We start from the raw sequence: 24,888 nt of genomic DNA on the forward strand, positions 1-24,888 counted from the left end.
GCGGATCAATCGATCAATCAATCGCGCGACGAATCGAAGGCCAGCGGCGCGTCCATGTAAGCGTTCAGCTTGTCCCGCGTCCACGATTCCGGATTGCCGATCGCCGACACAATGCCGGTCGTCGAACCTCCGCCGAGCAGCACCGCGAAGATGCCGCGCAGCGGGAAGTCGCCGTACAAGGGCGCGGAGACGTCGAACGGTTCCGAGCGGATGAACATGTCCGCGACGGTCGCGCCCATATCCGGGAAGGACGACGAAAACTGCAACGCGAGGATCGTCGGGTTCACGTTGTGATAGTCGCTGCCGATCGCCGCATCGCCCAGGATGCAGCTGCCGCCCGTGCCCCAGTGCTGGCTGTCGAAGTCCGCGTTGACCTGATCGTTCGTGTTCGGCGTGCGGCTCGCCGGAATCTGCCAGGGCATGACGGGCACGCGCAGCGCACGGCTCACGCTCTCGCAGAAGTCGAAGTAGCGCTGCCATTCACGTGGACCGTAGCAGTAGCCGTTCACGTAGGCGCGCTGGGTGAAGTCGTCGGCTTCATAGCGATCGATCGCCAGGAAGTCCGGCGCATACGTGCCGTCGCAGGCGCCGACGCTCTGCACATAGTCGGCGGTTTGCTGCGCCATCGAGGCCGGATCGACGTCCTGATAGATCCACTCCGAATAGCCGACACCCCACAGATTGATCTGCCAGCCGAAGGTCACCTTGGGCGCCACCGTGCGCGTCAGCCAGTTCACCGCCAGCACGTAACCCGCGATCGTATCGGTGATCGACGCGGGCACCGCAGCCGAAATGTTCCAGTGCGCGAGCGCGGTCTTCAGCGGCTCGATCACCGGCATCGCGTAGCTCGCGCCGAAGCCGGCCTGCTGGCAGGCGCCGAGGAAGTCAGGATTGACGATGAAGCCCGCGGGCACGTCGTGCTGCGCGTCTGCATTGCTCATCGCGATATTCAACGCGAGGATGTAGTTCGCAAAGCTGTGCGCATGGGCGTCGGCGTTCGCGAGGATACCGGGCGTGTTGCCGAGCGACAGGTTGCACGTGTACGAAATCGCGACGGGCAGCACGGCCTGCGTGTTGCCCATGGCGCTTTCGGTGTCGCGCGCGAGCTTGATCAACGTGCGTGTCTGCGGGTCGTCCGACAGATAGACATTCGAGTCGCCGGCGCCGTCGGTGCCTGCATAGACGAAGATCGACGAGGCGCGCGCTGCGGCGAGATCGGCCTGGTTGCCCGGCGTCAGGTTCACGCAGCCGCCGAAGCTCAGGTAGGACGGGAAGCCGCGCACGTTGAGGTTCGCGGATGCTTCCACCGACACGTCGAGCACGCTCGAACCGTTGGCGGCAACGGCCAGCGAGGTGGGCGCATCGACGACGCGAACGATCCCGCCCGACACGAACGCGGGCGCCGTGACCGTGTACGTGCCCGGCTTGACCGGCGCCGCGAACGACGTCGTCTGGGTCGTCGCCGTGACCGCCTGTGTATAGCTCATCATGTCGGCGCCCTGCAGACGCAGCACGATGGTCTGTGACAGCGGCGTATCGGCGGCCACGTGAATGGGCAGGTGGACGAAGCCGGTGGTATCGACCTTCGTCGTCTTGACCTGTGACTGGCTGACCGTCACCGTTTGCAACGCGTTATCGAGCTGCACATCGTGGATGTCGAAGGTGTACTGCGCGTTGTTCACGCTGATGGCGTCGATCGCGATATGCACCTGATCCGAAACCGGCAGCGAGCGCAGCGATGTGGTCGCGCCAGTCGTGGTCTCGAAAGCGGCCAGCGTGGCGCCGGTGCTCATGTCCGTCACGGTGACCGAGAGGGTTTCGTCAGCGAGACCCTGAAGCGCGTCGATCACGATATCGAGCGCCGCCGTGCGCTCCACCGCGCCGAACGTCACGTCCAAAGCGACGGTCGCGCCGGCCGCGAGCGTGAACTGCGTCGGCGAGACGATCAGCGGTGCCGCGACGGTCTGGTCGGCCGTATGCACGTCGCCGCATTGCACGGTGTAATCGCCTTGCTCGAGCGTCACCGAGGTCGCTTTCCCATAGGCGAGCGTGACCGGCGTGGCCTGTGAGCCGCGCAACAGCGTGATGACCGGCGGCACGTCTTGCAGCGCGGCATCGGGCGCGGCGTCGCAGTCGATCTGGGCTGTCGCGTTGACCGCCGGAGCCTGGTCCGCCGCAATGACGAACGAATTCAGATACGCGTCGGGATCGGCGGTCAGGTCACCGTTGATGGAAATGGTGATCTGATCCTTGGGATTCATCAGGTGCGGCGCATCGAAGTCCATTTCCAGCGCAATGGAGTACAGGTTGTCGCCGATTGAAGTCGATTGCACCTGATTCGACGTCGCCACCCACGAGGTAAAGCTTGGCCAGACGTCCGAGGCGCTCACGGCCACTGGCGCTGAAAAATTCAGCGCGAGATAGGTGTCGACCTGAACCTGGCTACCGTCTTCATAACGGAGATTGGAGACGATGATCTGGCCGTACCACTGTCCCGCTCCCGGGGCGACGACGGCGTCATATTGGATGTTCATGGTTTGGTTTCCTGCATGTGTAAGAACGAATTCGATCGACGGCACGAAGCAAATCGGCCAATGCGATCGCGCTTATACGGATAACTGAATGAAGTCTGTTTCAGGCGATGAAACAGAACGGAGGGAAGGGCGTGGCTCCTGACGGAGCGACGGCGTCGTGACGGTTCAATCCGGAAGAGGATTTGAACGAGCCGTCACTTGCCGATGAGAATAAGAAGCCGGGAACAGAAGCAGCAGAGAGGACGCGCTGCTTTCTGATAGGAGATGGTGGAGGACTGCATGTCAGGCGGCGAGCGCCGCCTGCCTGGTGAGTGCGTGCTTCAGTGCTTGCCGGTGCTGCCAAAGCCGCCGGCACCGCGCGCGCTGGCGTCGAAGTCATCGACGATATTGAACTGCGCTTGCACGACCGGCACGATCACCATCTGCGCGAGACGCTCCATCGGATTGAGCGTGAAGGCCGTGTCGCCGCGATTCCACGTGGAGACCATCAGCTGGCCCTGGTAGTCGGAGTCGATCAGGCCCACCAGATTGCCCAGCACGATGCCGTGCTTGTGGCCCAGTCCCGAGCGCGGCAGGATCATCGCGGCATAACCGGGGTCGGCGAGATGGATGGCGAGACCAGTCGGCACGAGCACGGTTTGATGCGGCTCGATCACGAGCGCCTCGTCGAGACACGCGCGCAGGTCGAGGCCGGCGCTGCCGGGCGTGGCGTAGGCCGGCAGGAAATCGCGCATGCGCGCATCGAGGATCTTGACGTCGAGTTTCATGGAATCGGGTGTCAGCGGCCGAGCTCGAAAGCGTCGGCCAGGAGTTGATAGGACCGCGTGCGCGCGGCGTAGCTGCCGGCGACCGTCAGGACGATCAGTTCGTCGGCGGCACACCGTTCCTGCAACGCGTGCAGTTGTTCCGTGACGCGTTCCGGCGTACCGATGATGCTGCGTGCTTTTTCATGCGCGATCACGGCGAGTTCACGCTCGCCGTAACGTTGCGCGATGCCCTGTTCGATCGAGGGAATCGGCTGGTTCAGGCCATAGGCCATCTGCACGCGGCGCAGGTCGACGGCCTTTTCGAGCGCCTCGGCTTCCTGCTCGGTATCGGCGCAGATCGCGAACACCGCCGCAGCGAGATAGGGCTGCTGTTCGTGTCCGGCCACGAAGCGCTCGCGATACGCTTGCGCCACGTGCTCGCCCATCCGTGGATTGATGAAGCTCGCGAAGGCGAAGCGGATGCCGAGCTGCGCGGCGAGCAGCCCGCCGAAATCGCTGGAACCGAGCATCCACAGTTGCGGACGCGTGTCGATGCGCGGTTGCAGCAGCACGCCGTGCGCGAGGGCATCGTCCGGCACGGTGCCGTCGAACAGCGCGATGAGTTCCGCGACCTGCTGCGGGAAGACATCGCCTCGGTTGTACGCGCCTGCCGCGACCGCTTGCGCCGTGCGCATGTCGCCGCCCGGTGCGCGCCCGACGCCGAGATCCACGCGTCCTGGAAACAGGGCTTCGAGCATCTGGAATTGCTCGGCGACCTTGAACGACGCGTAATACGGCAGCATCACGCCGCCCGAGCCGATGCGGATGCGCTTCGTCAGACTGCCGATGCGCGCAAGCATCACTTCGGGACACGGATTCGACACGCCATGCAGGCCGTGATGCTCCGCGCACCAGAAGCGGGTGAAGCCGAGATCGTCGGCGAGTTGCGCGAGATCGAGCGTCGCGGCGATCGCGTCGGCCGCCGTGTGGCCGTGGATGACCGGCGTCTGGTCGAGTACGGAGAGCTTGGTCATCGTGTCAGGAGAGCAGCGCGCCGCCGGTCTTCGGCGCGCGTCGGGCAATCTCCGCAATCAGCGTGCGGGCGAGTTGCTGTTTGTCGGCGCGCGGCAGCGGCGTCGTGCCGCTTTCCTCGAAGAGCACGACTTCATTGTCATCGCGGCCAAACGCCAGCTGCCCAATGTTGCCGATGAGCAGCGGAATGCCCTTGCGCTTGCGCTTCTCGGCGCCGTTGACGTCCAGGTCACCGCTCTCGGCTGCGAAGCCGACGCAATACGGCGGATTCGGCAATCGTGCGACCGTCGCGAGAATGTCCGGATTCTCGACGAACGTGAAGCTCGGCTGCGGCGCACCCGGCATCTTCTTGATCTTGTGCTCGCTGACCTGCTCCGCGCGCCAGTCCGCGACCGCTGCCACCGCAATGAAGATGTCGGCGTCGGGCGTGGCCTGCATGACGGCGTCGTGCATCTGCTGCGCGGTCTGCACGTCTTCGCGGAACACACCCCACGGTGTCTCCAGCGCGACCGGACCCGCCACCAGATGCACATCCGCGCCCGCCTGTGCCGCCGCGCGCGCCAGCGCGAAGCCCATCTTGCCGGAGGAACGGTTGGTCAGGCCGCGCACCGGATCGAGCGGCTCGAAGGTCGGGCCCGCGGTGATCAACACGCGCTGGCCGCGCAGGATCTTGGGCTGGAAGAACGCGCAGATGGCTTCGAAGGCCGCTTCCGGCTCGATCATGCGCCCGTCGCCGACTTCGCCGCACGCCTGCGAGCCCGAGTCCGGCCCGAGCACTTCGATGCCGTCCGCGCGCAGCTGCGCGACGTTGCGTTGGGTGGCCGGGTTTTGCCACATCTGGCGGTTCATCGCGGGCACGACGAGCAGCGGACAATCGCGCGCGATGCACAGCGTGGACAGCAGGTCGTCGCACCTGCCGTGCGCGAGCTTGGCCATGAAGTCGGTGGAGGCGGGCGCGATGACGATGGCATCGGCTTCGCGCGAGAGATCGATGTGCGGCATGTTGTTCGGCATGCGCGCGTCCCACTGCGATGTGTACACGGGACGGCCCGACAGCGCCTGCATCGTGACGGGCGTGATGAATTGCGTTGCCGCTTCGGTCATCACGATCTGCACGGTCGCGCCGGCCTTGATCAAGAGGCGCGTGAGTTCGGCGATCTTGTAGCAGGCAATGCCGCCGGTCAGGCCCAGAACGAGATGTTTGCCTGCGAGTTCCAATTTGCCTCCGTCGCAATGAACGCGCGGCGCCGAAAAAGGAGCCGCGCCGGACATGTCACTTCAGGTCACTTCGAACCGCGTACGCGCCGCAACTCGTCGAAGATCAGCAGCACTGCGCCGACGGTGATGGCGCTGTCGGCGAGATTGAACGCGGGCCAGTGCCACGTCTTCACATGAAAGTCCAGGAAGTCGATGACATGGCCATAAGCGATGCGGTCGATCACATTGCCGATCGCGCCGCCCATGATGAGCGACAGCGCCGTGCAGAACAGCCGCTGGCCCGAATGGCGTTTGAGCAGGTAGCAGATCACGATGGCCGCGACCACGCCCAGCGCCGTGAAGGCCCAGCGCTGCCAGCCGCCGGCCATGGCGAGGAAGCTGAAGGCCGCGCCGCGGTTATAGACGAGCAGCAGGTTGAAGAACGGGGTGAGCGCGTGCGGGTCGCCATAGGCGAATACTTTCTGCACCGCGATCTTCGTCAACTGGTCGAACAGGATCACGATCAGCGCGACGCCGAGCCACGGCGCGAGCGATCCACTGCTTGTGCTTTGTTTTGCCATCGTCCTTGCCATTATGCTGCGCCTCGCGTTTCGCCGGCGCCGAACAGATTCGAGAAGCAGCGGCCGCACAGACCCGGATGTTCCGCGTGAGCGCCGACGTCTGCGCAATAGTGCCAGCAGCGCTCGCATTTCAGATAGCTCGAGGCCGTGACATCGACGCCTTCCTCCGCCTCGCCCGCCACCTTCTCAACCTGCGCCGACGACGTGATCAGCACGAAGCGCAACGCGTCGCCGAGACTGGCCAGCGCGTCGTAACGGGCGCCGCTCGCGCGCACCACGACTTCCGCCTGCAGCGACGAACCGATCAGGTTTGCCGTGCGCGCTTCTTCGAGCGCCTTGGTGACATCGCCGCGCGCGCTGCGGATCAAGGTCCACTTGTCGAGCAGGTCGCCGCCGTTGGCGATCTCGGGATAGGTAGCATAGACCTCGGTGAAGATCGTGTCCTGGCCCGGCTTGAGGACCTTGTACGCTTCCTCGGCCGTGAACGACAGATACGGCGCGACCAGGCGCAGCAAGCCATGTGCGATATGGAAGAGCACGGTCTGCGCGCTGCGGCGCTCGCGCGAATCGGGCTTCGTCGTGTAGAGACGGTCTTTCAGCACGTCGAGATAGAAGCCGCCGAGATCTTCCGAGCAGAAGGTCGCGATCTTCGCGACCACCGGATGGAACTCGTATTTCTCGTAATGCGCGAGCGCGTCGTCCTGCAGGTTGCGGGTGAGCGCGACCGCATAGCGATCGATCTCCAGCCAGTCTTCCACCGGCAGCGCGTCTTTATCGAAATCGAAATCCGACAGGTTCGCGAGCAGGAAGCGCAAGGTATTGCGAATCCGCCGATAGGTTTCCGTCACGCGCTTGAGAATCTCCTCGGAGATCGCGAGTTCGCCGGAATAGTCGGTCGAGGCGATCCACAGGCGGATGATTTCCGCGCCGAGGCGGTTCGCGACTTCATGCGGATCGATGCCGTTGCCGAGCGACTTCGACATCTTGCGGCCTTCGCCATCGACGGTGAAGCCGTGCGTCAGCAGCGCGTCGTAGGGCGGGCGGCCGTCGAGCATCGAGGCCGTCAGCAGCGACGAGTGGAACCAGCCGCGATGCTGGTCCGAGCCTTCGAGATAGAGATCCGCCGGGAATTGCAGCGAGTCCTTGTGCGAGCCGCGCAGCACGTGCCAGTGCGTGGTGCCGGAGTCGAACCAGACATCGAGCGTGTCGCGGTTCTTCTCGTACAGGTTGGCATCGTCGCCGATCAGTTCGCGCGGATCGAGCGACTGCCACGTCTCGATACCGCCTTGCTCGACGCGTTGCGCCACTTGCTCCAGCAACTCCAGCGTGCGCGGATGCAGCTCGCCGGTTTCCTTGTGGACGAAGAACGCCATCGGCACGCCCCATTGGCGCTGACGCGAGAGCGTCCAGTCCGGGCGGTTGGCGATCATGCTGTACAGACGCTGCTTGCCCCACGACGGATAGAACGCCGTGTTCTCGACGCCTTCCAGCGCGATCTCGCGCAGCGTGCGGCCGCCGTCCTTCGGCTTGACATCCATGCCCGCGAACCACTGCGACGTGGCGCGGTAGATGATGGGCGTCTTGTGACGCCAGCAATGCATGTAGCTGTGCGTGTACTTTTCGGTCTTGAGCAGCGAGCCCGCCGCCTCCAGTGCCTCGACGATCTGCGGATTCGCCTTCCAGATGGAGAGCCCGCCGAACAGCGGCAGCGATTCGATATAGCGGCCGTCGCCCATCACCGGGTTGATGATGTCCGAGTCCGACATGCCGTGCGCCTTGCACGACACGAAGTCTTCCACGCCATAAGCAGGCGACGAATGCACGACACCGGTGCCGCTCTCGGTGGTCACGTAATCGCCGAGATAGACCGGCGCGGTGCGCTTGTAGCCCGGGTGCGCGGCCGCCAGCGGATGATGGAAGCGCAGGTTGGCGAGCTTCTCACCCGTTGTCGTGGCGATCACTTCACCACTCAGGCCGTAGTTCTTCAGGCAGTCCTCGACGCGTTCCTGCGCGAGGATCAACAGGCCGCGCGGGGTATCGACGAGTGCGTAGACGATCTCCGGATGCACGTTGAGCGCCTGGTTGGCCGGAATGGTCCAGGGCGTCGTCGTCCAGATGACGATGCCGCCCTCGGCCTTCGGCAGCGCATCCAGGCCGAACGCCTGCGCGGTCTTCTCCGGCTCGGCGAAGGCGAACATCACGTCGATGGTCGGATCGGTCTTGTCCTTGTACTCGACTTCCGCCTCGGCCAGTGCCGAACCGCAGTCGAAGCACCAGTTCACCGGCTTCAGGCCGCGGAACACGAAGCCCTTCTCCATGATCTTGCCGAGCGCGCGGATCTCGCCGGCCTCGTTGGTGAAGTTCATGGTCTTGTACGGATTGTCCCAGTCACCCAGCACGCCCAGACGCCGGAAGCCGAGCTTCTGCTTCTCGATCTGCTCGCCCGCGTAGGCACGCGCCTTCTGCATCACCTCGATGGCCGGCAGCGTCTTGCCGAACTGCTTTTCGATCTGGATTTCGATCGGCATGCCGTGGCAGTCCCAGCCCGGCACATAGACGGCGTCGAAGCCCGCAAGATTGCGCGCCTTGACGATCATGTCCTTCAGGATCTTGTTCACCGCGTGGCCGAGGTGGATGTCGCCGTTCGCATACGGCGGGCCATCGTGCAGGATGAACTTCTTGCGGCCCTGGCTGGCGGCGCGGATCTTCTCGTAGATCTGCTTGTCCTGCCATTCCTTGACCCACGCGGGTTCGCGCTTGGGCAGGTCGCCGCGCATCGGGAAGGGCGTGTCGAGCAGGTTGACGGGGTACTTTGACTTTGCGGAGGCTTTCTCTTTCTTGTCGCTCATGGGTGACTCGGTGAATTCGGTGAGGCGGCGCTTGTCGCGCGCGATGAATCGGGAGGCGGGGCAGCGGGCGGCGCCGGCGTGGTCAACGCGGGCGCCGCACGCTCACCTAATTCGGTCAGTCGCCGAAATGGCGAATCCCGTGGCGCGGCTGCCCGCGTTGCTGGCGGGCGGAAGGCCGAAATACGCGCGGGCGTTGTCCACGTCGCGCGAGATTGCAGCCGAGAGCGTTTCGAGGTCCACGTACTTTTCCTCGTCACGCAGCTTTTTCAGGAATTCGACCCGCACCAGCTTGCCGTAGGCGTCGCCGTGCCAGTCGAGCACGAAGACTTCGAGCAGTACGCGGCCGGAATCGTCGACGGTCGGGCGCAGGCCGAGACTCGCGACGGCGGGCAGCGGTTCGTCAGCGAGGCCGTGCACGCGCACGACGAAAATGCCCGCGAGCGCCGGACGCTTGTGCGCGATCGGCAGGTTCAGCGTGGGGAAGCCGAGATCGCGGCCGAGCTTCGCGCCGTGCACGACGTGCCCACTGATCACATACGGACGTCCGAGCGCGACTTGCGCCGCGTCGAGGTCGCCCGCGACCAGCGAAGCCCGCACCGACGACGACGAAATGCGCGCGCCGTTCGGATGCGCGACGGTCGCCATGCGTTCGACTTCGAAGCCGTATTTCTCGCCGGCGGCCTTGAGCGAGGCGAAGTCGCCCGCGCGTTTGGCGCCGTAGCAGAAGTCGTCGCCGACCATGACCCAGCGGGCATGCAGGCCGTCGACGATCACGTTCTTCACGAAAGTATCCGGCGACTGGCTAGCGAACGTCTTGTTGAAATGCTCGACCACCACGCGGTCGACGCCGTTGGTGCGCAGCGCTTCCAGCTTGTCGCGCAGCATCGCGATGCGCGGCGGCGCGCCGGCAGGATTGAAGAACTCGCGCGGATGCGGCTCGAAGGTCATCACGCAGACGGGCAGGTTGCGCGCGTCAGCGGCTGCCCGCACGTGCGCGAGCAGCGCCTGGTGGCCGCGATGGACACCGTCGAAATTGCCGATGGTCAGTGCGCAGGGCGCCCGGCTTTCGGCATTGGGAAGGCCGCGAAAGACTCTCACGATAGGCGTTGGTCGGTGAGGCTGAGCGATGAGGGGCTGATGCTGCAAAGCGTTAGATTATAAACGCTCGCGCCGGCGCACGGGCGCGCGGGGCGGGACGGCGTGCTGCGCGAGGCGTGCGCGCCCGCCCGCGCCGCTCGCTTTGGCACGATTTTCTCCCCGGCCGGATGATAAAATCGGCGGATGAAGAAAATTGTCATTCTGATCTCCGGACGGGGCAGCAACATGGAGGCCGTCGTGCGCGCCTGTGCGCGCGAAGGCTGGCCGGCCCGGGTCCAGGCGGTCATTGCAAACCGGCCTGATGCCGCCGGCCTGGGCTTCGCCCAGGCGAACGGCATTGAAACCATCGTGGTGGATCATCGTCAGTTCGAGAGCCGGGCGTCGTTCGACACGGCGCTCGCCGAGCAAATCGACCGCTTCGCGCCGGATCTCGTCGTGCTCGCGGGCTTCATGCGGGTGCTGACCGACGCTTTCGTCGAGCGCTATGCCGGGCGCATGCTGAATGTGCATCCGTCGCTGCTGCCGTGCTTCGCGGGGCTGCGCACGCATCAGCAGGCGCTCGACGCCGGCGTGCGCGTGCATGGCGCAAGCGTGCATTTCGTGACGCCCACGCTGGACCACGGGCCGATCGTTGCGCAGGGCGCGGTGCCGGTGATCGCCGGCGACGACGCCGCCGCGCTCGCGGCGCGCGTGCTGGCCGTCGAACACGTGATCTACCCGCGCGCGGTGCGCTGGTTCATCGAGGGGCGTCTTTCTATCGAGGGCGAACGCGTCGCCCTCACGCCGTCTGAGCCTCAATGGCTCTTTGCCGACATTGCCGGGGAGGGCGTATGAGGCTGCATGGATTTCTGATTGGACAAACCGAAACGTTGCTGGCGGACGTGCTGCGCTTCTCCGGCCCCGCCGATGCCGCGACCAGCCGCTTTTTCCGCGCGCATCCGAAGCTCGGGCACAGCGAGCGCGGCGTGATCGCCGAAGCGGTGTTTGCCGTGCTGCGCCGGAAAATGGAGTTCTCGCATCTCGCGGAAAGCGGCAGCGGCAATCAGGCGCGCCGCCTCGCGCTGCTCGGTCTGATGCAGACAGCGGGTCTGTCGGCGTTGAAGCCGTTCGTGTCGGCGGATGAATATCAATGGCTCGCGCAGGTGTCGAAGATCGACCCGGCCAGTTTGCCGGTGCGCGTGCGCACGAACCTGCCGCAGTGGATCTATGACGCGCTCGGCAAGCGTTTCGCGGCCGAGGAACTCGCCCAGCTCGCGGCCGCGCTGAACTATCCGGCGCCGCTCGACCTGCGCTCGAACCCGATCAAGGCAAGCCGCGACGAGGTGCTGAAGGCGCTTGCCGCCGCCGGTATCGACGCCGGCGAAATGCCGTTCGCGCCGTTTGGCGTGCGCGTCGGCGGCAAGCCCGCACTGACGCGTCTCGCGCCGTTCCAGGAAGGCTGGATCGAGGTGCAGGACGAAGGCAGCCAGTTGCTTTGCTCGCTGGTGGCGCCGCGGCGCGGCGAGATGATCGTCGACTTTTGCGCGGGTGCGGGCGGCAAGACGCTGGCGCTCGGCGCGATGATGCGCTCGACCGGCCGGCTCTACGCGTTCGACGTCTCCGACCGGCGCTTGGCCAAGCTGAAGCCGCGGCTCGCACGCAGCGGCTTGTCCAACGTGAATCCCGTGCTGATCGACAGCGAGCAGGACGCGAAGATCAAGCGTCTTGCGGGCAAGATCGACCGCGTGCTCGTCGATGCACCGTGTTCCGGTCTCGGCACGCTGCGCCGCAATCCGGATCTCAAGTGGCGCCAGTCGCCGGAATCGGTTGCGGAATTGACGCCCAAGCAGCTGTCGATTCTCACCAGTGCCGCGCGTCTCGTGAAGAACGGCGGCCGTCTCGTCTACGCCACCTGCTCGATGCTCGACGCGGAGAACGAAGGCGTCGTCAAACAGTTCCTCGAAACGCATCCGAACTTCCGCGTCGTGCCCGCGCGCGATGTGCTCGCGGAGCAGCGCATCGACCTGGACACGGGCGAGTATCTGTCGCTGTGGCCGCACAAGCACGGCACCGACGGCTTTTTCGCCGCCGTGCTGGAACGCGTGCCGGACGCGTCGAAGAAACAGAAACCCGCTGAAGAAGAGCAGGCGTAAGCCGCCGCGCGCATGGACACCCGCTTCCTGCCCGAACTGACCGCGCGGCTGTCGCGCGATTTCGGCGAGCCGCAGGTGATCTGGCAGGTCGCGGCGCTGGCCGGGTTGCTGGCGGTAGCGTGGTGGTGCGCGCGCATCCTGCGCAAGAAGCTCGATGCGCGCCGCCAGTCGCGCTTCGAGGCCGTGCGCTTCGGCGCGGAGAGTCTCAACAAGGCGCTGTTCCCGCTGCTCGGTGCGGTGTTCGTGTCCATCGCGCAGGTGGCGCTCGCGCCGTTCATCCACACGGCGTTCCTGCGTCTCGCGCTGGTGCCGTTGTGCGGCATCGCCGTCATCTACTCGATGTTCTACGTCGTGCGGCGCGTGTTCCGGCGCGGCGAGACCGAAGACGACGCCGGCGCGCTGCTCTATCTGTTCGAGAAACTCGTCACGGTGATCGTTTGGGTCGCGATGGTGCTCACGGTGATGGGCATTCAGGACGATGTCGTTGCGTGGATGGCGAGCGTGCGCTTCAACCTCGCCAATGCGCACATGACGCTGCTGTCGCTCGCGTCGGGCGTGCTGTGGGTGTGCGTGACGCTGATCGTCGCGATGTGGGCCGGCGCGCTGCTCGACGACCGCCTGATGCGCGCCCGTTCGCTCGACGCCAATCTGAAAGTGGTGTTGGCGCGCGTCGGCCGGGCGCTGATGATCCTCGCGGCCATCCTGGTGAGCCTGTCGATCGTCGGCATCGACATCACGGTGCTCGGGGTGTTCGGCGGCGCGCTGGGCGTGGGGCTGGGATTCGGCTTGCAGAAGATCGCGAGCAATTATGTGTCCGGCTTCATCATCCTGCTGGACCGCTCGCTGCGGCTGGGCGACATGATCAACGTGAGCGGCAGCCAGGGCACGGTTACGCAGATCCGCACGCGGTATACGGTCGTGCGCGGGCTCGACGGGATCGAAACGCTGATTCCGAATGAAAAGCTCATCACCGATGTGGTGCAGAACCATTCGTCGTACCTGACGCGCGGCAATGCGAAGATTGCGGTGCAGGTGAGCTATCGCAGCGACGTGGAACGCGCGATGCAGCTTCTCATGGACGCCACGCAGGGCATCGAGCGCGTGCTGCAGGATCCGGCGCCCGCGGCGCTGCTGGCGAGCTTCGGCGCGGACGGCATCAATCTGGAACTGAGCTTCTGGATCGTCGACGCCGCAAAGGGCACAGGCGGCGTAAGGTCACAGGTGAACCGTGCGGTCTGGCGTTTATTCTGTGAGCACGGCATTGAAATTCCTTACGCGCAGCGCGAGATACGGATCATTGAAGGCGCAGCGCCGGCTGCGGGCGATTCGGTACTTAATACCGCGAGCCGCGGCACAGGGGCCTCGCCGGCGGCGTAGGTATCGGTCCGTGGGTGCGCTTCGCACGCTCATCCGTCGATTTGAACCCGGAAATAACACGAGTTCGAGGCGTGAGTTTTTTCTTGTTTTGCTAACATGCAAAAAATTTCACCTTTAGGACAAAGACTTGGAACGCATGCAGTAGAATGCGATCGAACTTGCGCACGATCCTTTCACGTGCCCAACAGGCCGCCTGAAGTCATGTTTGAGCGTGTTTTGCCGGCCATTTTTTCCGAATTTCACAGCTACTCAGGTAAATTGCCTTGCTGAATTCTTCCCTCGATTTTCTCGCCAACGGATTGCTGGATTTCTCCTGGTGGCAGATTCTGTTGTTCACGCTGGTGATGACGCACATCACCATCGCGGGCGTCACGATCTATCTGCACCGCTGCCAGGCGCACCGCGCGCTGGACCTGCATCCCGTCGCGAGCCACTTCTTCCGTGCGTGGCTGTGGATGACCACAGGCATGCTGACCGGCCAATGGGCCGCCATCCACCGCAAGCACCACGCCAAGTGCGAGACCGAGGAAGATCCGCACAGCCCGCAGACGCGCGGCATCTGGAAGGTGCTGCTCGAAGGCGCCGAGTTGTATCGCACCGAAGCCAAGAACGAAGAAACGATGCGCAAGTTCAGCCACGGCACGCCGAACGACTGGCTCGAGCGCAATCTGTACACGCGTTATCCGATTCTCGGCATCAGCGTCATGATGGTGATCGACGTCGCGCTGTTCGGCATCGTCGGGCTGTCGGTGTGGGCCGTGCAGATGATCTGGATTCCGTTCTGGGCAGCCGGCGTCGTCAACGGCCTTGCGCACTTCTGGGGTTATCGCAACTTCAATTCGTCGGATGCGTCCACCAACATCTTCCCGCTCGGTATCCTGATCGGCGGCGAGGAACTGCATAACAACCATCACACCTTCGCCACGTCGGCGAAGCTGTCGAGCAAGTGGTACGAGTTCGACATCGGCTGGATGTATATCTGCATCATGTCGGCGCTGCGTCTCGCCAAGGTCAAGAAGGTTGCGCCCACGCCGAAGCTTGCCGCGAGCAAGGCCGTGGTCGACCAGGACACGCTGCAGGCCGTGCTGTCGAACCGTTATGAAGTGATGGCGCGTTATGGCAAGGCGCTCAAGCGCGCTTACGCACAGGAACTCGCCAAGCTGAAGGAAGCCGGCGCGCGCGAGAAGTATCAGCTGATGCGCGGTGCTCGCAAGTGGTTCCACAAGGAAGAAGACGGCCTCAACGAGCCACAGCTCAAGCAGCTCCCGGAACTGACCTCGGACAACCAGCGCCTGCGCACGTTCATCGAATTGCGCAAGGATCTCTCGGCGATCTGGGATCGCTCGAACGCTTCCCGCGAGCAGCTCGTGACGCAATTGCAGGACTGGTGCCATCGTGCGGAAGAGAGCGGCATCAAGGCTCTGCAAGACTTCGCGCTGCGCCTGCGCCGCTACGCCTGACGCGCGTTATCCGTTAAAATTCCGTGACGTCACATGACCCCGCTCTGGCGGGGTCTTTGTTTTTGTGCACACGGATTTGCAGCGAGTTGCGCGTGGGGATCGGAGACATGGAAGCGATCAGAAGCATCGAGTATGACCGGCCGCAAGGCCTGACCTGCGGTGTGGGCGAAGCGTGGGCGCGGGTGGCTGAAGCGCCGTCGGCGGAAGAAAGGCGCGAGTTGAAAGAACGCATTCGCGCCCTCCTGAAGCGCGAACAGGCGGTACTGGTAGCGCACTATTACGTCGACGCCGAACTCCAGGAACTCGCCGACGAAACCGGCGGTTGCGTCGCCGATTCACTCGAAATGGCGCGCTTCGGTCGCGATCACGCGGCGAAGACGCTGGTGGTCGCGGGTGTGCGCTTCATGGGCGAGACCGCCAGGATCCTGAGCCCGGACAAGCGCGTGCTGATGCCGGACCTCGACGCCACCTGTTCCCTCGATCTCGGCTGCCCTGCCGATGAATTCTCCGCCTTCTGCGATGCCCATCCGGACCGCACCGTCGTGGTCTATGCGAACACGAGCGCCGCGGTGAAGGCGCGCGCGGACTGGATGGTGACCTCGTCGATCGGGCTCGAAATCGTCGCCGACCTGCATGCACGCGGTGAAAAGATTCTCTGGGCGCCGGACCGCCATCTGGGCGGTTATATCCAGAAAAAGACGGGCGCGGACATGCTGCTGTGGCAGGGCTCGTGTCTGGTCCATGACGAGTTCAAGGGCATCGAACTGGATCTGCTGCGCCGCGAGTATCCGGACGCGAAAATCCTGGTGCACCCCGAATCGCCGGAAGGCGTCGTGGCGCTCGCGGACGTCGTCGGCTCGACCACGCAGCTGATCGACGCCGCCGTGCGAATGGACGCGAAGCATTTTATCGTCGCGACGGATCTCGGCATCCTGCACAAGATGCGGCTGGCCGCGCCGGGCAAGACCTTCATTGAAGCGCCCACCGCCGGCAACAGCGCCACCTGCAAGAGCTGCGCGCACTGCCCGTGGATGGCGATGAACGGCCTCGCGAATCTCGCCGATGTGCTCGAACGCGGTCACAACGAGATTCATGTCGATGCGGCCATTGGCGTGCGCGCGCGTGTGCCGATCGACCGCATGCTCGACTTCGCGGCGCGTCACAAGAAGCGCGTGCAGACCAGCGGCGACCTCGCGAAAGACGCGTCGCTGTTCAACCAGGTAGGAGCTGCTTGATGTCCGTGTCCCCGATCTTCGAAGAAGTCCGCGCGCAGTACGGCGAGGCGTTACAGGCGGCGCTGGCCCGCAATGTCGTCGATGCGCTCGAGGAAGACGTCGGCAGCGGCGATCACACCGGCCGTCTCGTGCCCGCCGGCGCGCGCCGCACGGCACGCATCATCGTGCGTGAGGAAGCGGTGCTGTGCGGCGTGCCCTGGTTCGACGAAGTGATGCGCCGGGTCGATCCGGCCATCGAGGTCGAATGGCAGTATCGCGAAGGCGACCGGATGGCGGCGAACACGCCGGTCGTCCTGCTGCATGGCGCGGCGCGCTCGCTGCTGACCGCTGAGCGCAACGGCCTCAACTTCCTGCAACTGCTGTCGGGTGTGGCCACGGCGACGAGCCGTTACGTCGAGGCCATCGCGGGCACGCGCGCGCGCATCCTCGACACGCGCAAGACGCTGCCGGGCCTGCGGCTCGCGCAGAAGTACGCGGTGCGCGTGGGCGGCGGCGCGAATCAGCGGCTCGCGCTGTACGACGGCATTCTGATCAAGGAAAACCACATCGCGGCGGCGGGTGGGGTGGGCGCGGCGATGGATGCGGCGCTCGCCCTGCAGGCTGGCGTGCCGATCCAGATCGAAGTGGAGACGCTGGAGCAGCTCGAAACGGCGCTGGCGCATCGCGCGGAATCGATCCTGCTCGACAACTTTACGCTCGACGCCATGCGCGACGCCGTGCGCATCACGGCCGGGCGTGCGTTGCTGGAAGTGTCGGGCGGCGTGAACTTCGAGACGGTGCGCGGGTTTGCGGAAACGGGCGTCGACCGCATTTCCATCGGCGCGCTCACGAAGGACGTGCGTGCGACCGATTTCTCCATGCGCCTCGTCTAAAGACTCGTGCGGCGGGCGGCCGGCGGCGTGAGCACGCTCGGCAGCGCCTTCGACAGCGTTTCGGGCCAGTCGCGGCTGTAGTGCAGGCCGCGGCTTTCGCGCCGCGAACACGCGCTTTCCACGATCAGTGACGCCACATCCACCAGATTGCGCAGTTCCAGCAAGTCGCGGCTGACCTTGAAGTTGGCGTAATACTCGTGAATCTCGTCGCGCAGCAGGGCAATGCGATGCTGCGCTCGCGCCAGACGCTTGTCCGTGCGCACGATGCCGACGTAATTCCACATCAGGCGCCGCAATTCGTCCCAGTTGTGCGCGACCACCACTTCCTCGTCCGGGTCCGACACGCGGCTTTCGTCCCAGTCGGGCAGTTCGGCGTGACAGCCGTTGGAAAAGCCGTCGGCTTCGATGGCCTGTGCCGCCGCACGTCCCACCACGAGACACTCGAGCAGCGAATTGCTCGCCAGCCGGTTCGCGCCGTGCAGGCCCGTGTACGAGGTTTCGCCGACCGCGTAAAGGCCCGGCCGGTCGGTGCGCCCGGCGAGATCGGTCACGACGCCGCCACAGGTGTAATGCGCGGCGGGCACGACCGGAATCGGCTCCTTCGCGATATCGATGCCGAATTCCTGGCAGCGCGCGAGGATCGTCGGGAAGTGTTCTTCGAGGAAGGCGCGCGGCTGGTGGCTGATGTCGAGATAGACGCAATCGATGCCGCGCTTCTTGATTTCGAAGTCGATCGCGCGCGCGACGATGTCGCGCGGCGCGAGCTCGGCGCGCTCATCGTGCGCCGGCATGAAGCGCGTACCGTCCGGCAGCCGCAGGATGCCGCCTTCGCCGCGCACGGCCTCGGAAATCAGGAACGACTTGGCGTAGGGATGGAACAGGCACGTGGGATGGAACTGGATGAACTCCATGTTCGCGACGCGGCAGCCGGCGCGCCATGCCATCGCGATGCCGTCGCCGGTGGCCGTGTCGGGATTCGTCGTGTAGAGATAGACCTTGCCCGCGCCGCCGGTGGCGAGCACCGTATGCGGCGCCTGCAGCGTCACGGTGCGGCCGGTGTTCACGTCCAGCGCATACAGGCCGTGGCAGCGATGCCCGGGCAGGCCGAGCCGGTCGGACGTGATCAGGTCGATCGCGTGATGATCTTCGAGAATGGTGATGTTCGGATGGCGCCGCACGCGTTCGCCGAGGGTGGTGACGACGGCGTGGCCGGTGGCGTCGGCAGCGTGGATGATGCGGCGATGACTGTGGCCGCCTTCGCGCGTCAGATGGAAGCCGAGTTCCGCGGAGAGGTCGCGCGTGAAGGGCACGCCTTCCTCGATCAACCATTCGATCGCCGCGCGTCCGTTCTCGACGATGAAGCGCGTGGCGGCTTCGTCGCACAGGCCGCCGCCGGCAACGAGCGTGTCGCCGACATGTTCGTCGATACTGTCGCCCGAATCCAGCACCGCCGCGATGCCGCCTTGCGCCCAGTCGCTCGCGCCGACGTTCGCCGCGCGTTTGGCGAGGATCGCGACGCGCCGCGTTTCGGCCAGGTTCAACGCGACGCTCAGGCCCGCGAGCCCGCTCCCTACGATCACTACATCGAAATTCATGCTGCCGCTTCTCCGTCCGAAGGCTGGTCGCTGGTCGATTAGCCGGAAAGCATAACGTGCTGCGAGAATGAGGGACAGCGAAAACCCGCGTACGAGTGTGTGAAAAACGTATGAAAAGCAGGCGTCAGAACGACAAAAAGCCCCGCATTGGCGGGGCTTTCCGGTGTCTTCGTTCAGGCTCTCAACATCAAGGCTTACTTGATCTTGGTTTCCTTGTACTCAACGTGCTTGCGGACGACGGGATCGAACTTCTTGATCGCCATCTTTTCCGGCATGTTGCGCTTGTTCTTGGTCGTCGTGTAGAAGTGACCCGTGCCTGCGGTCGATTCCAGCTTGATCTTGTCGCGTGCGCCCTTGGCCATGTGCGTGCTCCTTAGATTTCACCGCGTGCGCGCAGGTCTGCGAGCACGGCGTCAATACCGTTCTTGTCGATCAGGCGCAGACCGGCGTTCGAGACGCGCAGACGGACCCAGCGATTTTCGCTTTCAACGAAGAAACGGCGGTTCTGCAGGTTCGGCAGGAAACGACGCTTGGTCCGGTTGTTTGCGTGGGAAACGTTGTTGCCCGACATCGGGCCTTTCCCAGTTACTTGGCATACGCGTGCCATGAGGACACTCCTAAAACACGTTAAGTCTGAGTCGAACGCCCGATTGATATTGGGTTTCGAGGAAGCTATTCCTCTCCATCCTTGACCTCTCGATGCCTCTGATCGCCCAATTTGCCCATCGGGGATTTGGCAGCACGGTTATGCCAATGAGGACTGCGCTCAGTTCACCGTAACTCAGAACAGGCTGGTGGAAAAAAGCAAACGAGGATTCTAGCAGAAAAAACGCTGCATTATCAAACCTTTTGGCACTTGCCGGTGCGGCGGGGGCGCGCTCACAGCCAGCCGTGGCGCGCAAACGAGAAGACTTCGTTGGTCGCGACCACGAGATGATCGAGCAAGCGCACGTCGACCAGGGCGAGCGCGTCGTGCAGCGTGCGGGTCAGGGCGCGGTCGTTGGCGCTGGGCTCGACGCCGCCGGACGGGTGATTATGCGCGACGATCAGGCCCGCAGCGTTGAGCGTCAGCGCCCGCCGCACGATTTCGCGCGGGTAGACCGCGACGCGCGTGAGCGAGCCGCGCGCCGATTCCTCGGCGAGCAGCAACTTGTGGCGCGCATCCAGATAGAGGCACACGAAGACTTCGTAAGGCTTCGTGCCGATGGACAGCCGCAGGTAATCCTCGACGATGCCCGGCGAATTCAGCACCTCGCGCTCGCGTGTCCGTTCCGCCAGCGCCCGGCGACACAGTTCGGAGACGGCGAGCAGGGTGGCGGCGCGCGCCGGCCCGATGCCGCGCTCCTCGCAGAGTTCGCCGGCGGACGCGTCCAGCACGCCGCGCAGCGAACCGAAGCGGCGCAGGAGCCGGCGTGCGAGATCGACGGCGGTGGACCCCGGCACGCCGGAACGCAGGAACAATGCGAACAATTCGGCGTCCGACAGCGATGTCGGCCCGACATCGAGCAGGCGTTCGCGCGGCCGGTCGGCGCGCGCCCAGGTGCGGATGGGCGTGACGGCCGGCGGCGGGTCGTGCTCCGCATCGGTTGTCGGCTGAAAGCGGGGCAGCGTGCGGACGAGCCGCAACTCGGCCGCGCTCACAGGCAAGCACCGCGCATACCGGCGCCGATGCGGCCGGGACGCTTGCTGCAACGCGCATCGAGGCCTGTATCGAGACCCGCATCGAGACCTTTTGTCACGCGCGTGAGCGCACGCAAGCCGAAGCCGCGTGACGCGTCCCAACACAACTCTGTCTTACAATGGCGGTTTTGGCGCCCGCCATGCCCCGGCGCCGCGCGATTCGCCGCTTGCCGCCGGCGTGCCGCCGCAAGCGGGGGCCGCCGCCCGCATCCGACTGAACGGCTACATCCAATACTCATGAGCATCATCGATATCTCCCAGGTGAAACCCGGTTCGCACGTCACGCTTCATTACCGGCTCGCGCTTGCCGATGGTGCGGACGTCGTCAACACCTTCTCCGACAAGCCCGCCACACTGCTGCTGGGCGCCGGCCAGCTCGCGGAGCCTCTGGAAGAGATTTTGCTGGGCATGAAGGTCGGCCACCATTCGACCGTTCAGCTAGCGCCGGAGCAGGCCTTCGGCCCGCGCAATCCGGAGCTCGTCCAGTGGGTGTCGCTCGCGACGCTGCGCGAGAACAGCATGATCGGCGAGCATTTTTCGCCGGGCGATCTCGTCGAATTCAACGCGCCCAATGGCGGCCGTTACGCGGGCGTGCTGAAGGAAGTGAGCGAGACGGCCGCGCTGTTCGATTTCAATCACCCGCTGGCGGGCCAGGCGCTCGTCTTCGAAGTGAAAATCATCGGAATCCTGTAAGCCATGAGCCTGACCGAAAGCCTCAACGAAGTTCAGACCGACGTCGAAATCCTGCTCGCGCAGCCGCGCGGCTTCTGCGCGGGCGTGGATCGCGCGATCGAGATCGTCGAGCGCGCCATCAAGCTGTTCGGCGCGCCCATCTACGTGCGCCATGAGATCGTGCACAACGCCTACGTGGTTGCCGATCTGCGCAAGAAAGGCGCGATTTTCATCGAGGATCTCGCCGACGTCCCCGAAGGCGCCACGCTGATTTTCAGCGCGCACGGCGTCTCGAAGGCGGTGCGCGGCGAAGCCGAGGCGCGCGGCCTGCGCGTTTTCGATGCCACCTGTCCGCTTGTCACCAAGGTGCACATGGAAGTGGCGAAGATGCGCCAGGAAGGCTTCGACATCGTGATGATCGGCCACAAGGGGCATCCCGAGGTCGAAGGCACGATGGGCCAGTCCGGCGAGGGCATGCATCTCGTCGAGGATATTGAGGACGTGCTGAAGCTCGACCTGCCCGACCCGAAGCGCATCGCCTATGTCACGCAGACGACGCTCTCCGTCGATGACGCCTCGGCCATCATCGACGCGCTGAAGAGCAAGTATCCCGACGTCAAGGAACCGAAGAAGCAGGACATCTGCTACGCGACGCAGAATCGCCAGGACGCGGTCAAGTTCCTCGCGCCCCAGTGTGACGTGGTGATTGTCGTCGGCAGCCCGAACAGCTCAAATTCCAGCCGTCTGCGCGAAGTGGCCGAGAAGCGCGGCATTCCCGCCTATATGGTGGATTCGCCGACGCAGATCGACCCGGCGTGGGTCGAAGGCAAGAAGCGTATCGGCGTGACGGCGGGCGCGTCGGCGCCGGAAGTGCTGGCGCAGGCGGTGATCGCACGCTTGCGCGAACTCGGCGTGCGTAGTGTTCGCTCGCTGGAAGGCATCGAGGAAACCATTGCTTTCCCGCTGCCGCGCGGGCTGTCGCTGCCGCAATAAGGCGGCGAGACCGAGCAAGAACAAAGCGCCTCCGGGCGCTTTTTTTTCGCCTGTGACTTTGATTGCCAATTGGCACGGAACCCTGCTTGCGGATCTGGGACCAAGCGTAAATTCATGGTTCGGGCTCGCCTGAAAATCGACGTTTTCTTCCAAATCGCTTCAGGGTTTGCCCGCAGATCCGTTAAGCGAATGGCGCCTTATCAGGGCGCTGAAACAACCTTCTTTAATCAATGGTGCAACTGCTGCAAAAACTGCCATTGCAACCGGGTTGCGATCTACGTGGAAAATCGCACGCAAGAGGCGGTTGCAATGCTGGAAAACCCCGCCACGCAAGAATATTGCTCGTCTCATTTTTAGCGTTACAATTCGCGCGTCTTGAGGCCTAAGGGTTCCGGACCACTGTTTTTTGAAGGCGCGGGAGACCTTATTGATGCGATTCAAGTTTGCTCACGCCGTGTCCATCGCGGCTGCGGTTGCAATGGCAACTGCATGCGGCAAGAAGGACGAAGGCGGGGCGAGTACGGCGGCGTCGGCGGCGAGTGCCGCGGCGTTGCCGGCTGCGTCCGCGCCGGCTCCGGCTGAAGCAACTGTCGTGAAGATCGGTCATGTCGCGCCTTTAACAGGATTGCAGGCGCATCTCGGCCGCGACAACGAAAATGGCGCGCGGCTCGCGCTGGAAGAGATCAGTGCGCAAGGGCTGACGATCGACGGGCACTCGATTCACCTCGAACTCGACAGCCAGGACGATGCCGCCGATCCGCGCACGGGCACGGAAGCGGCGCAGAAACTGGTCGATGACCACGTGGTCGCGGTGATCGGCCATTTGAATTCGGGCGTGTCGATTCCGGCGTCGAAGATCTATAGCGATGCCGGCATTGCGCAGATTTCGCCGTCGACGACCAATCCGGAATTCACGAAGCAGGGCTACAAGACGACGTTCCGGCTCGTTTCCACCGACGCGCTGCAAGGCCCCGTACTGGCCGGCTATGCAATGAAGACGTTGCACGCGAAGAAGGTCGTGATCGTGGACGACGCCTCCGCCTACGGCCGCGGGCTTGCGGACGAATTCGCGAAGACCGTGCAGGCCGGCGGCGTGAAGGTTGCGGCGCGTGAGCAGACCACCGAGAAGGCGCGCAATTTCAAGGCGATTCTCACGAAGATCAAACGCATCCAGCCGGACGTGGTGATGTACAGCGGCATGGACGTGACGGGCGGCCCTTTTGCGAAGGAAGCGGCGGCGCTCGGCATCAAGGCGAAGATTCTGGCGGGCGACGGCGTCTGCACCGACAAGGTGGCCGAACTCGCGGGCGACGCCGTGCAGAACCTCGTCTGTTCGGAAGCGGGACTCGCGCTTTCGAAGATGGACAAGGGAGCGGATTTCGCGAAGAAATACGAAGCCCGCTTTCACACCCCGGTGCAGATTTACGCGCCGTTCACGTATGACGCGATGTACGTGATCGTCGACGCAATGAAGCGCGCCAATTCCATCGAAGCGCCCAAGGTGCTCGCGGCGATCGCCACGACCGACTTCAACGGTCTGACGGGACATATCGCATTCGACGACCGGGGCGACCTGAAGGCGGGGACGATTACGCTTTACGACTTCAAGGACAAGAAGAAAGACGTGCTCGACGTCGTCAAGCAGTAGCAGCAGGTGTTGGCAGTTCCGGCGGCGCTTCACCGACAGCGCCGTTTTTGCATCCGTTCGGGAACGGCTGCCGCCTTATCCGGCCGCGGCCGGACAACCGACCGACCAACCTTAACCGGTTTTTTCAAAAGTACGCGCAGTGCCGCTTCAGATTTTGCTTCACACCGGTTTATCGGCCGGCGATAAAGGCGGAATCGAAACGCACGGGGCTAAGGAGCTTTAAATGGATATTTTCATCCAGCAGATCATCAACGGTCTGGTGCTTGGCAGCGTCTACGCCATCATCGCGCTGGGCTACACGATGGTGTACGGGATTCTCGGCATCATCAACTTCGCGCACGGCGACGTGCTGATGGTTGGCGCGATGGTCGCCCTGTCGGCCATCGGCGTCATGCAGAACCACATGCCCGGCTTGCCCGGGCCGATCATGCTGGCCATAGCGCTGGTCGTCGCCGCGGTGGTCTGCGCGCTGGTTGGCTACACCATTGAAAAGGTCGCGTACCGGCCGTTGCGTAAAGCGCCGCGTCTCGCGCCGCTGATCACCGCGATCGGCGTGTCGATCCTCTTGCAGACCGTCGCCATGATGATCTGGGGCCGCAATCCGCTGGCCTTCCCGCAGCTCCTCCCGACCGATCCGATCAACCTCATCGCCGCCGACGAAACCCGTCCGGGCGCGGTGATCTCGATGACCGAAATCGTCATCATCGTGACCGCGTTCCTCGTGATGGCGGGTCTGCTGCTCCTCGTGCACAAGACCAAGCTCGGCCGCGCGATGCGTGCGATCGCCGAGAACCCGGGCGTCGCCTCGCTGATGGGCGTGAACCCGAACTTCGTGATTTCCGCGACCTTCATGATCGGCTCGGCGCTGGCGGCGCTGGCGGGCGTGATGATCGCGTCGGAATACGGCAACGCGCACTTCTACATGGGCTTCATCCCCGGGCTGAAGGCGTTCACGGCGGCGGTGCTGGGCGGTATCGGCAATCTCGGCGGCGCGATGGTGGGCGGCGTGCTGCTCGGTCTCATCGAACAGCTGGGCGCCGGCTACATCGGCAATCTGACAGGCGGGGTCTTTGGTTCCAACTACCAGGACGTGTTCGCCTTCATCGTGCTGATCATCGTGCTCGTGTTCCGTCCGTCGGGTCTGCTCGGCGAACGTGTCGCGGACCGCGCTTAAACCTCGTGTGAGG

The 24,888-nt window shown here is 64.3% G+C and carries 21 protein-coding genes; 10 read left to right on the forward strand and 11 right to left on the reverse strand.

What is annotated here, in order from left to right; translation table 11 throughout:
- Positions 1-17 precede the first annotated feature (17 nt).
- From QCE88_RS04345 to QCE88_RS04375, 7 genes are all read right to left on the reverse strand, one after another.
- The gene (locus tag QCE88_RS04345) at positions 18-2,534 is read right to left on the reverse strand and encodes a hypothetical protein (protein ID WP_309899502.1); all 2,517 of its coding nucleotides are present in this window, start codon (positions 2,532-2,534) and stop codon (positions 18-20) included.
- 320 nt (positions 2,535-2,854) lie between these two features.
- Positions 2,855-3,301: a dUTP diphosphatase gene (dut, locus tag QCE88_RS04350; RefSeq protein WP_309899504.1), complete on the reverse strand. Its 447-nt coding sequence runs from the start codon at positions 3,299-3,301 to the stop codon at positions 2,855-2,857.
- Between the two features lie 11 nt (positions 3,302-3,312).
- Positions 3,313-4,314 carry an LLM class flavin-dependent oxidoreductase gene (locus tag QCE88_RS04355; protein WP_309899506.1) on the reverse strand — a complete coding sequence of 334 codons (1,002 nt, stop codon included), beginning with the start codon at positions 4,312-4,314 and terminating at the stop codon, positions 3,313-3,315.
- A gap of 4 nt (positions 4,315-4,318) precedes the next feature.
- Positions 4,319-5,584, reverse strand: coding sequence for a bifunctional phosphopantothenoylcysteine decarboxylase/phosphopantothenate--cysteine ligase CoaBC (gene coaBC / locus QCE88_RS04360; protein WP_309899508.1), 1,266 nt, complete (start codon positions 5,582-5,584; stop codon positions 4,319-4,321).
- 11 nt (positions 5,585-5,595) lie between these two features.
- The gene (gene lspA / locus QCE88_RS04365; protein ID WP_309899510.1) at positions 5,596-6,102 is read right to left on the reverse strand and encodes a signal peptidase II; all 507 of its coding nucleotides are present in this window, start codon (positions 6,100-6,102) and stop codon (positions 5,596-5,598) included.
- Entirely contained in the window at positions 6,102-8,939 is a 2,838-nt protein-coding gene (gene ileS / locus QCE88_RS04370) for an isoleucine--tRNA ligase (RefSeq protein ID WP_309899512.1), read from the reverse strand. The genes lspA and ileS overlap by 1 nt, the downstream gene beginning before the upstream one ends.
- Positions 8,940-9,041: 102 nt before the next feature.
- Complete coding sequence (locus QCE88_RS04375; RefSeq protein WP_309807450.1) at positions 9,042-10,037, reverse strand: bifunctional riboflavin kinase/FAD synthetase; 996 nt, start codon at positions 10,035-10,037, stop codon at positions 9,042-9,044.
- Between the two features lie 183 nt (positions 10,038-10,220).
- On the opposite strand from QCE88_RS04375, the gene purN reads away from it, so the two are divergent.
- From purN to nadC, 6 genes are all read left to right on the forward strand, one after another.
- Positions 10,221-10,871: a phosphoribosylglycinamide formyltransferase gene (purN, locus tag QCE88_RS04380; protein ID WP_309899514.1), complete on the forward strand. Its 651-nt coding sequence runs from the start codon at positions 10,221-10,223 to the stop codon at positions 10,869-10,871.
- A complete protein-coding gene (locus tag QCE88_RS04385; protein WP_309899516.1) occupies positions 10,868-12,169 on the forward strand; it encodes an RsmB/NOP family class I SAM-dependent RNA methyltransferase in 1,302 nt (433 codons plus the stop codon). The genes purN and QCE88_RS04385 overlap by 4 nt, the downstream gene beginning before the upstream one ends.
- A 12-nt stretch (positions 12,170-12,181) precedes the next feature.
- Positions 12,182-13,546, forward strand: coding sequence for a mechanosensitive ion channel domain-containing protein (locus QCE88_RS04390; RefSeq protein ID WP_309899518.1), 1,365 nt, complete (start codon positions 12,182-12,184; stop codon positions 13,544-13,546).
- 263 nt (positions 13,547-13,809) lie between these two features.
- Positions 13,810-15,006 carry an acyl-CoA desaturase gene (locus QCE88_RS04395; protein WP_309899520.1) on the forward strand — a complete coding sequence of 399 codons (1,197 nt, stop codon included), beginning with the start codon at positions 13,810-13,812 and terminating at the stop codon, positions 15,004-15,006.
- 107 nt (positions 15,007-15,113) lie between these two features.
- Complete coding sequence (nadA, locus tag QCE88_RS04400) at positions 15,114-16,241, forward strand: quinolinate synthase NadA (RefSeq protein ID WP_309899521.1); 1,128 nt, start codon at positions 15,114-15,116, stop codon at positions 16,239-16,241.
- Complete coding sequence (gene nadC / locus QCE88_RS04405; protein ID WP_309899524.1) at positions 16,241-17,113, forward strand: carboxylating nicotinate-nucleotide diphosphorylase; 873 nt, start codon at positions 16,241-16,243, stop codon at positions 17,111-17,113. Before nadA ends, nadC begins: the two co-directional genes overlap by 1 nt.
- Here the strand turns inward: nadC and nadB are convergent.
- The 4 genes from nadB to radC form a co-directional block, all read right to left on the reverse strand.
- A complete protein-coding gene (nadB, locus tag QCE88_RS04410) occupies positions 17,110-18,708 on the reverse strand; it encodes an L-aspartate oxidase (RefSeq protein WP_309899526.1) in 1,599 nt (532 codons plus the stop codon). The genes nadC and nadB overlap by 4 nt on opposite strands.
- Positions 18,709-18,902: 194 nt before the next feature.
- Entirely contained in the window at positions 18,903-19,070 is a 168-nt protein-coding gene (rpmG, locus tag QCE88_RS04415; RefSeq protein WP_006478046.1) for a 50S ribosomal protein L33, read from the reverse strand.
- Positions 19,071-19,081: 11 nt separating this feature from the next.
- Positions 19,082-19,315, reverse strand: coding sequence for a 50S ribosomal protein L28 (gene rpmB / locus QCE88_RS04420; RefSeq protein WP_035968094.1), 234 nt, complete (start codon positions 19,313-19,315; stop codon positions 19,082-19,084).
- A 272-nt stretch (positions 19,316-19,587) separates the two neighbouring features.
- Entirely contained in the window at positions 19,588-20,316 is a 729-nt protein-coding gene (radC, locus tag QCE88_RS04425) for a RadC family protein (protein WP_409018100.1), read from the reverse strand.
- 309 nt (positions 20,317-20,625) lie between these two features.
- Here radC and QCE88_RS04430 point away from each other — a divergent pair, with 309 nt between their 5' ends.
- The 4 genes from QCE88_RS04430 (at position 20,626) to QCE88_RS04445 (ending at position 24,875) form a co-directional block, all read left to right on the forward strand.
- On the forward strand, positions 20,626-21,081 hold the full coding sequence (locus QCE88_RS04430) for a peptidylprolyl isomerase (RefSeq protein WP_309899528.1): 456 nt from the start codon (positions 20,626-20,628) through the stop codon (positions 21,079-21,081).
- A gap of 3 nt (positions 21,082-21,084) precedes the next feature.
- Positions 21,085-22,053, forward strand: a complete 969-nt coding sequence (gene ispH / locus QCE88_RS04435) for a 4-hydroxy-3-methylbut-2-enyl diphosphate reductase (RefSeq protein WP_309899529.1) — start codon at positions 21,085-21,087, stop codon at positions 22,051-22,053.
- 430 nt (positions 22,054-22,483) lie between these two features.
- Positions 22,484-23,701 carry a branched-chain amino acid ABC transporter substrate-binding protein gene (locus tag QCE88_RS04440; RefSeq protein WP_309899532.1) on the forward strand — a complete coding sequence of 406 codons (1,218 nt, stop codon included), beginning with the start codon at positions 22,484-22,486 and terminating at the stop codon, positions 23,699-23,701.
- Positions 23,702-23,924: 223 nt separating this feature from the next.
- Complete coding sequence (locus QCE88_RS04445) at positions 23,925-24,875, forward strand: branched-chain amino acid ABC transporter permease (protein WP_309899534.1); 951 nt, start codon at positions 23,925-23,927, stop codon at positions 24,873-24,875.
- Positions 24,876-24,888: the final 13 nt, after the last annotated feature.

Source organism: Caballeronia sp. LZ035, from assembly GCF_031451175.1.
Lineage (GTDB): Bacteria > Pseudomonadota > Gammaproteobacteria > Burkholderiales > Burkholderiaceae > Caballeronia.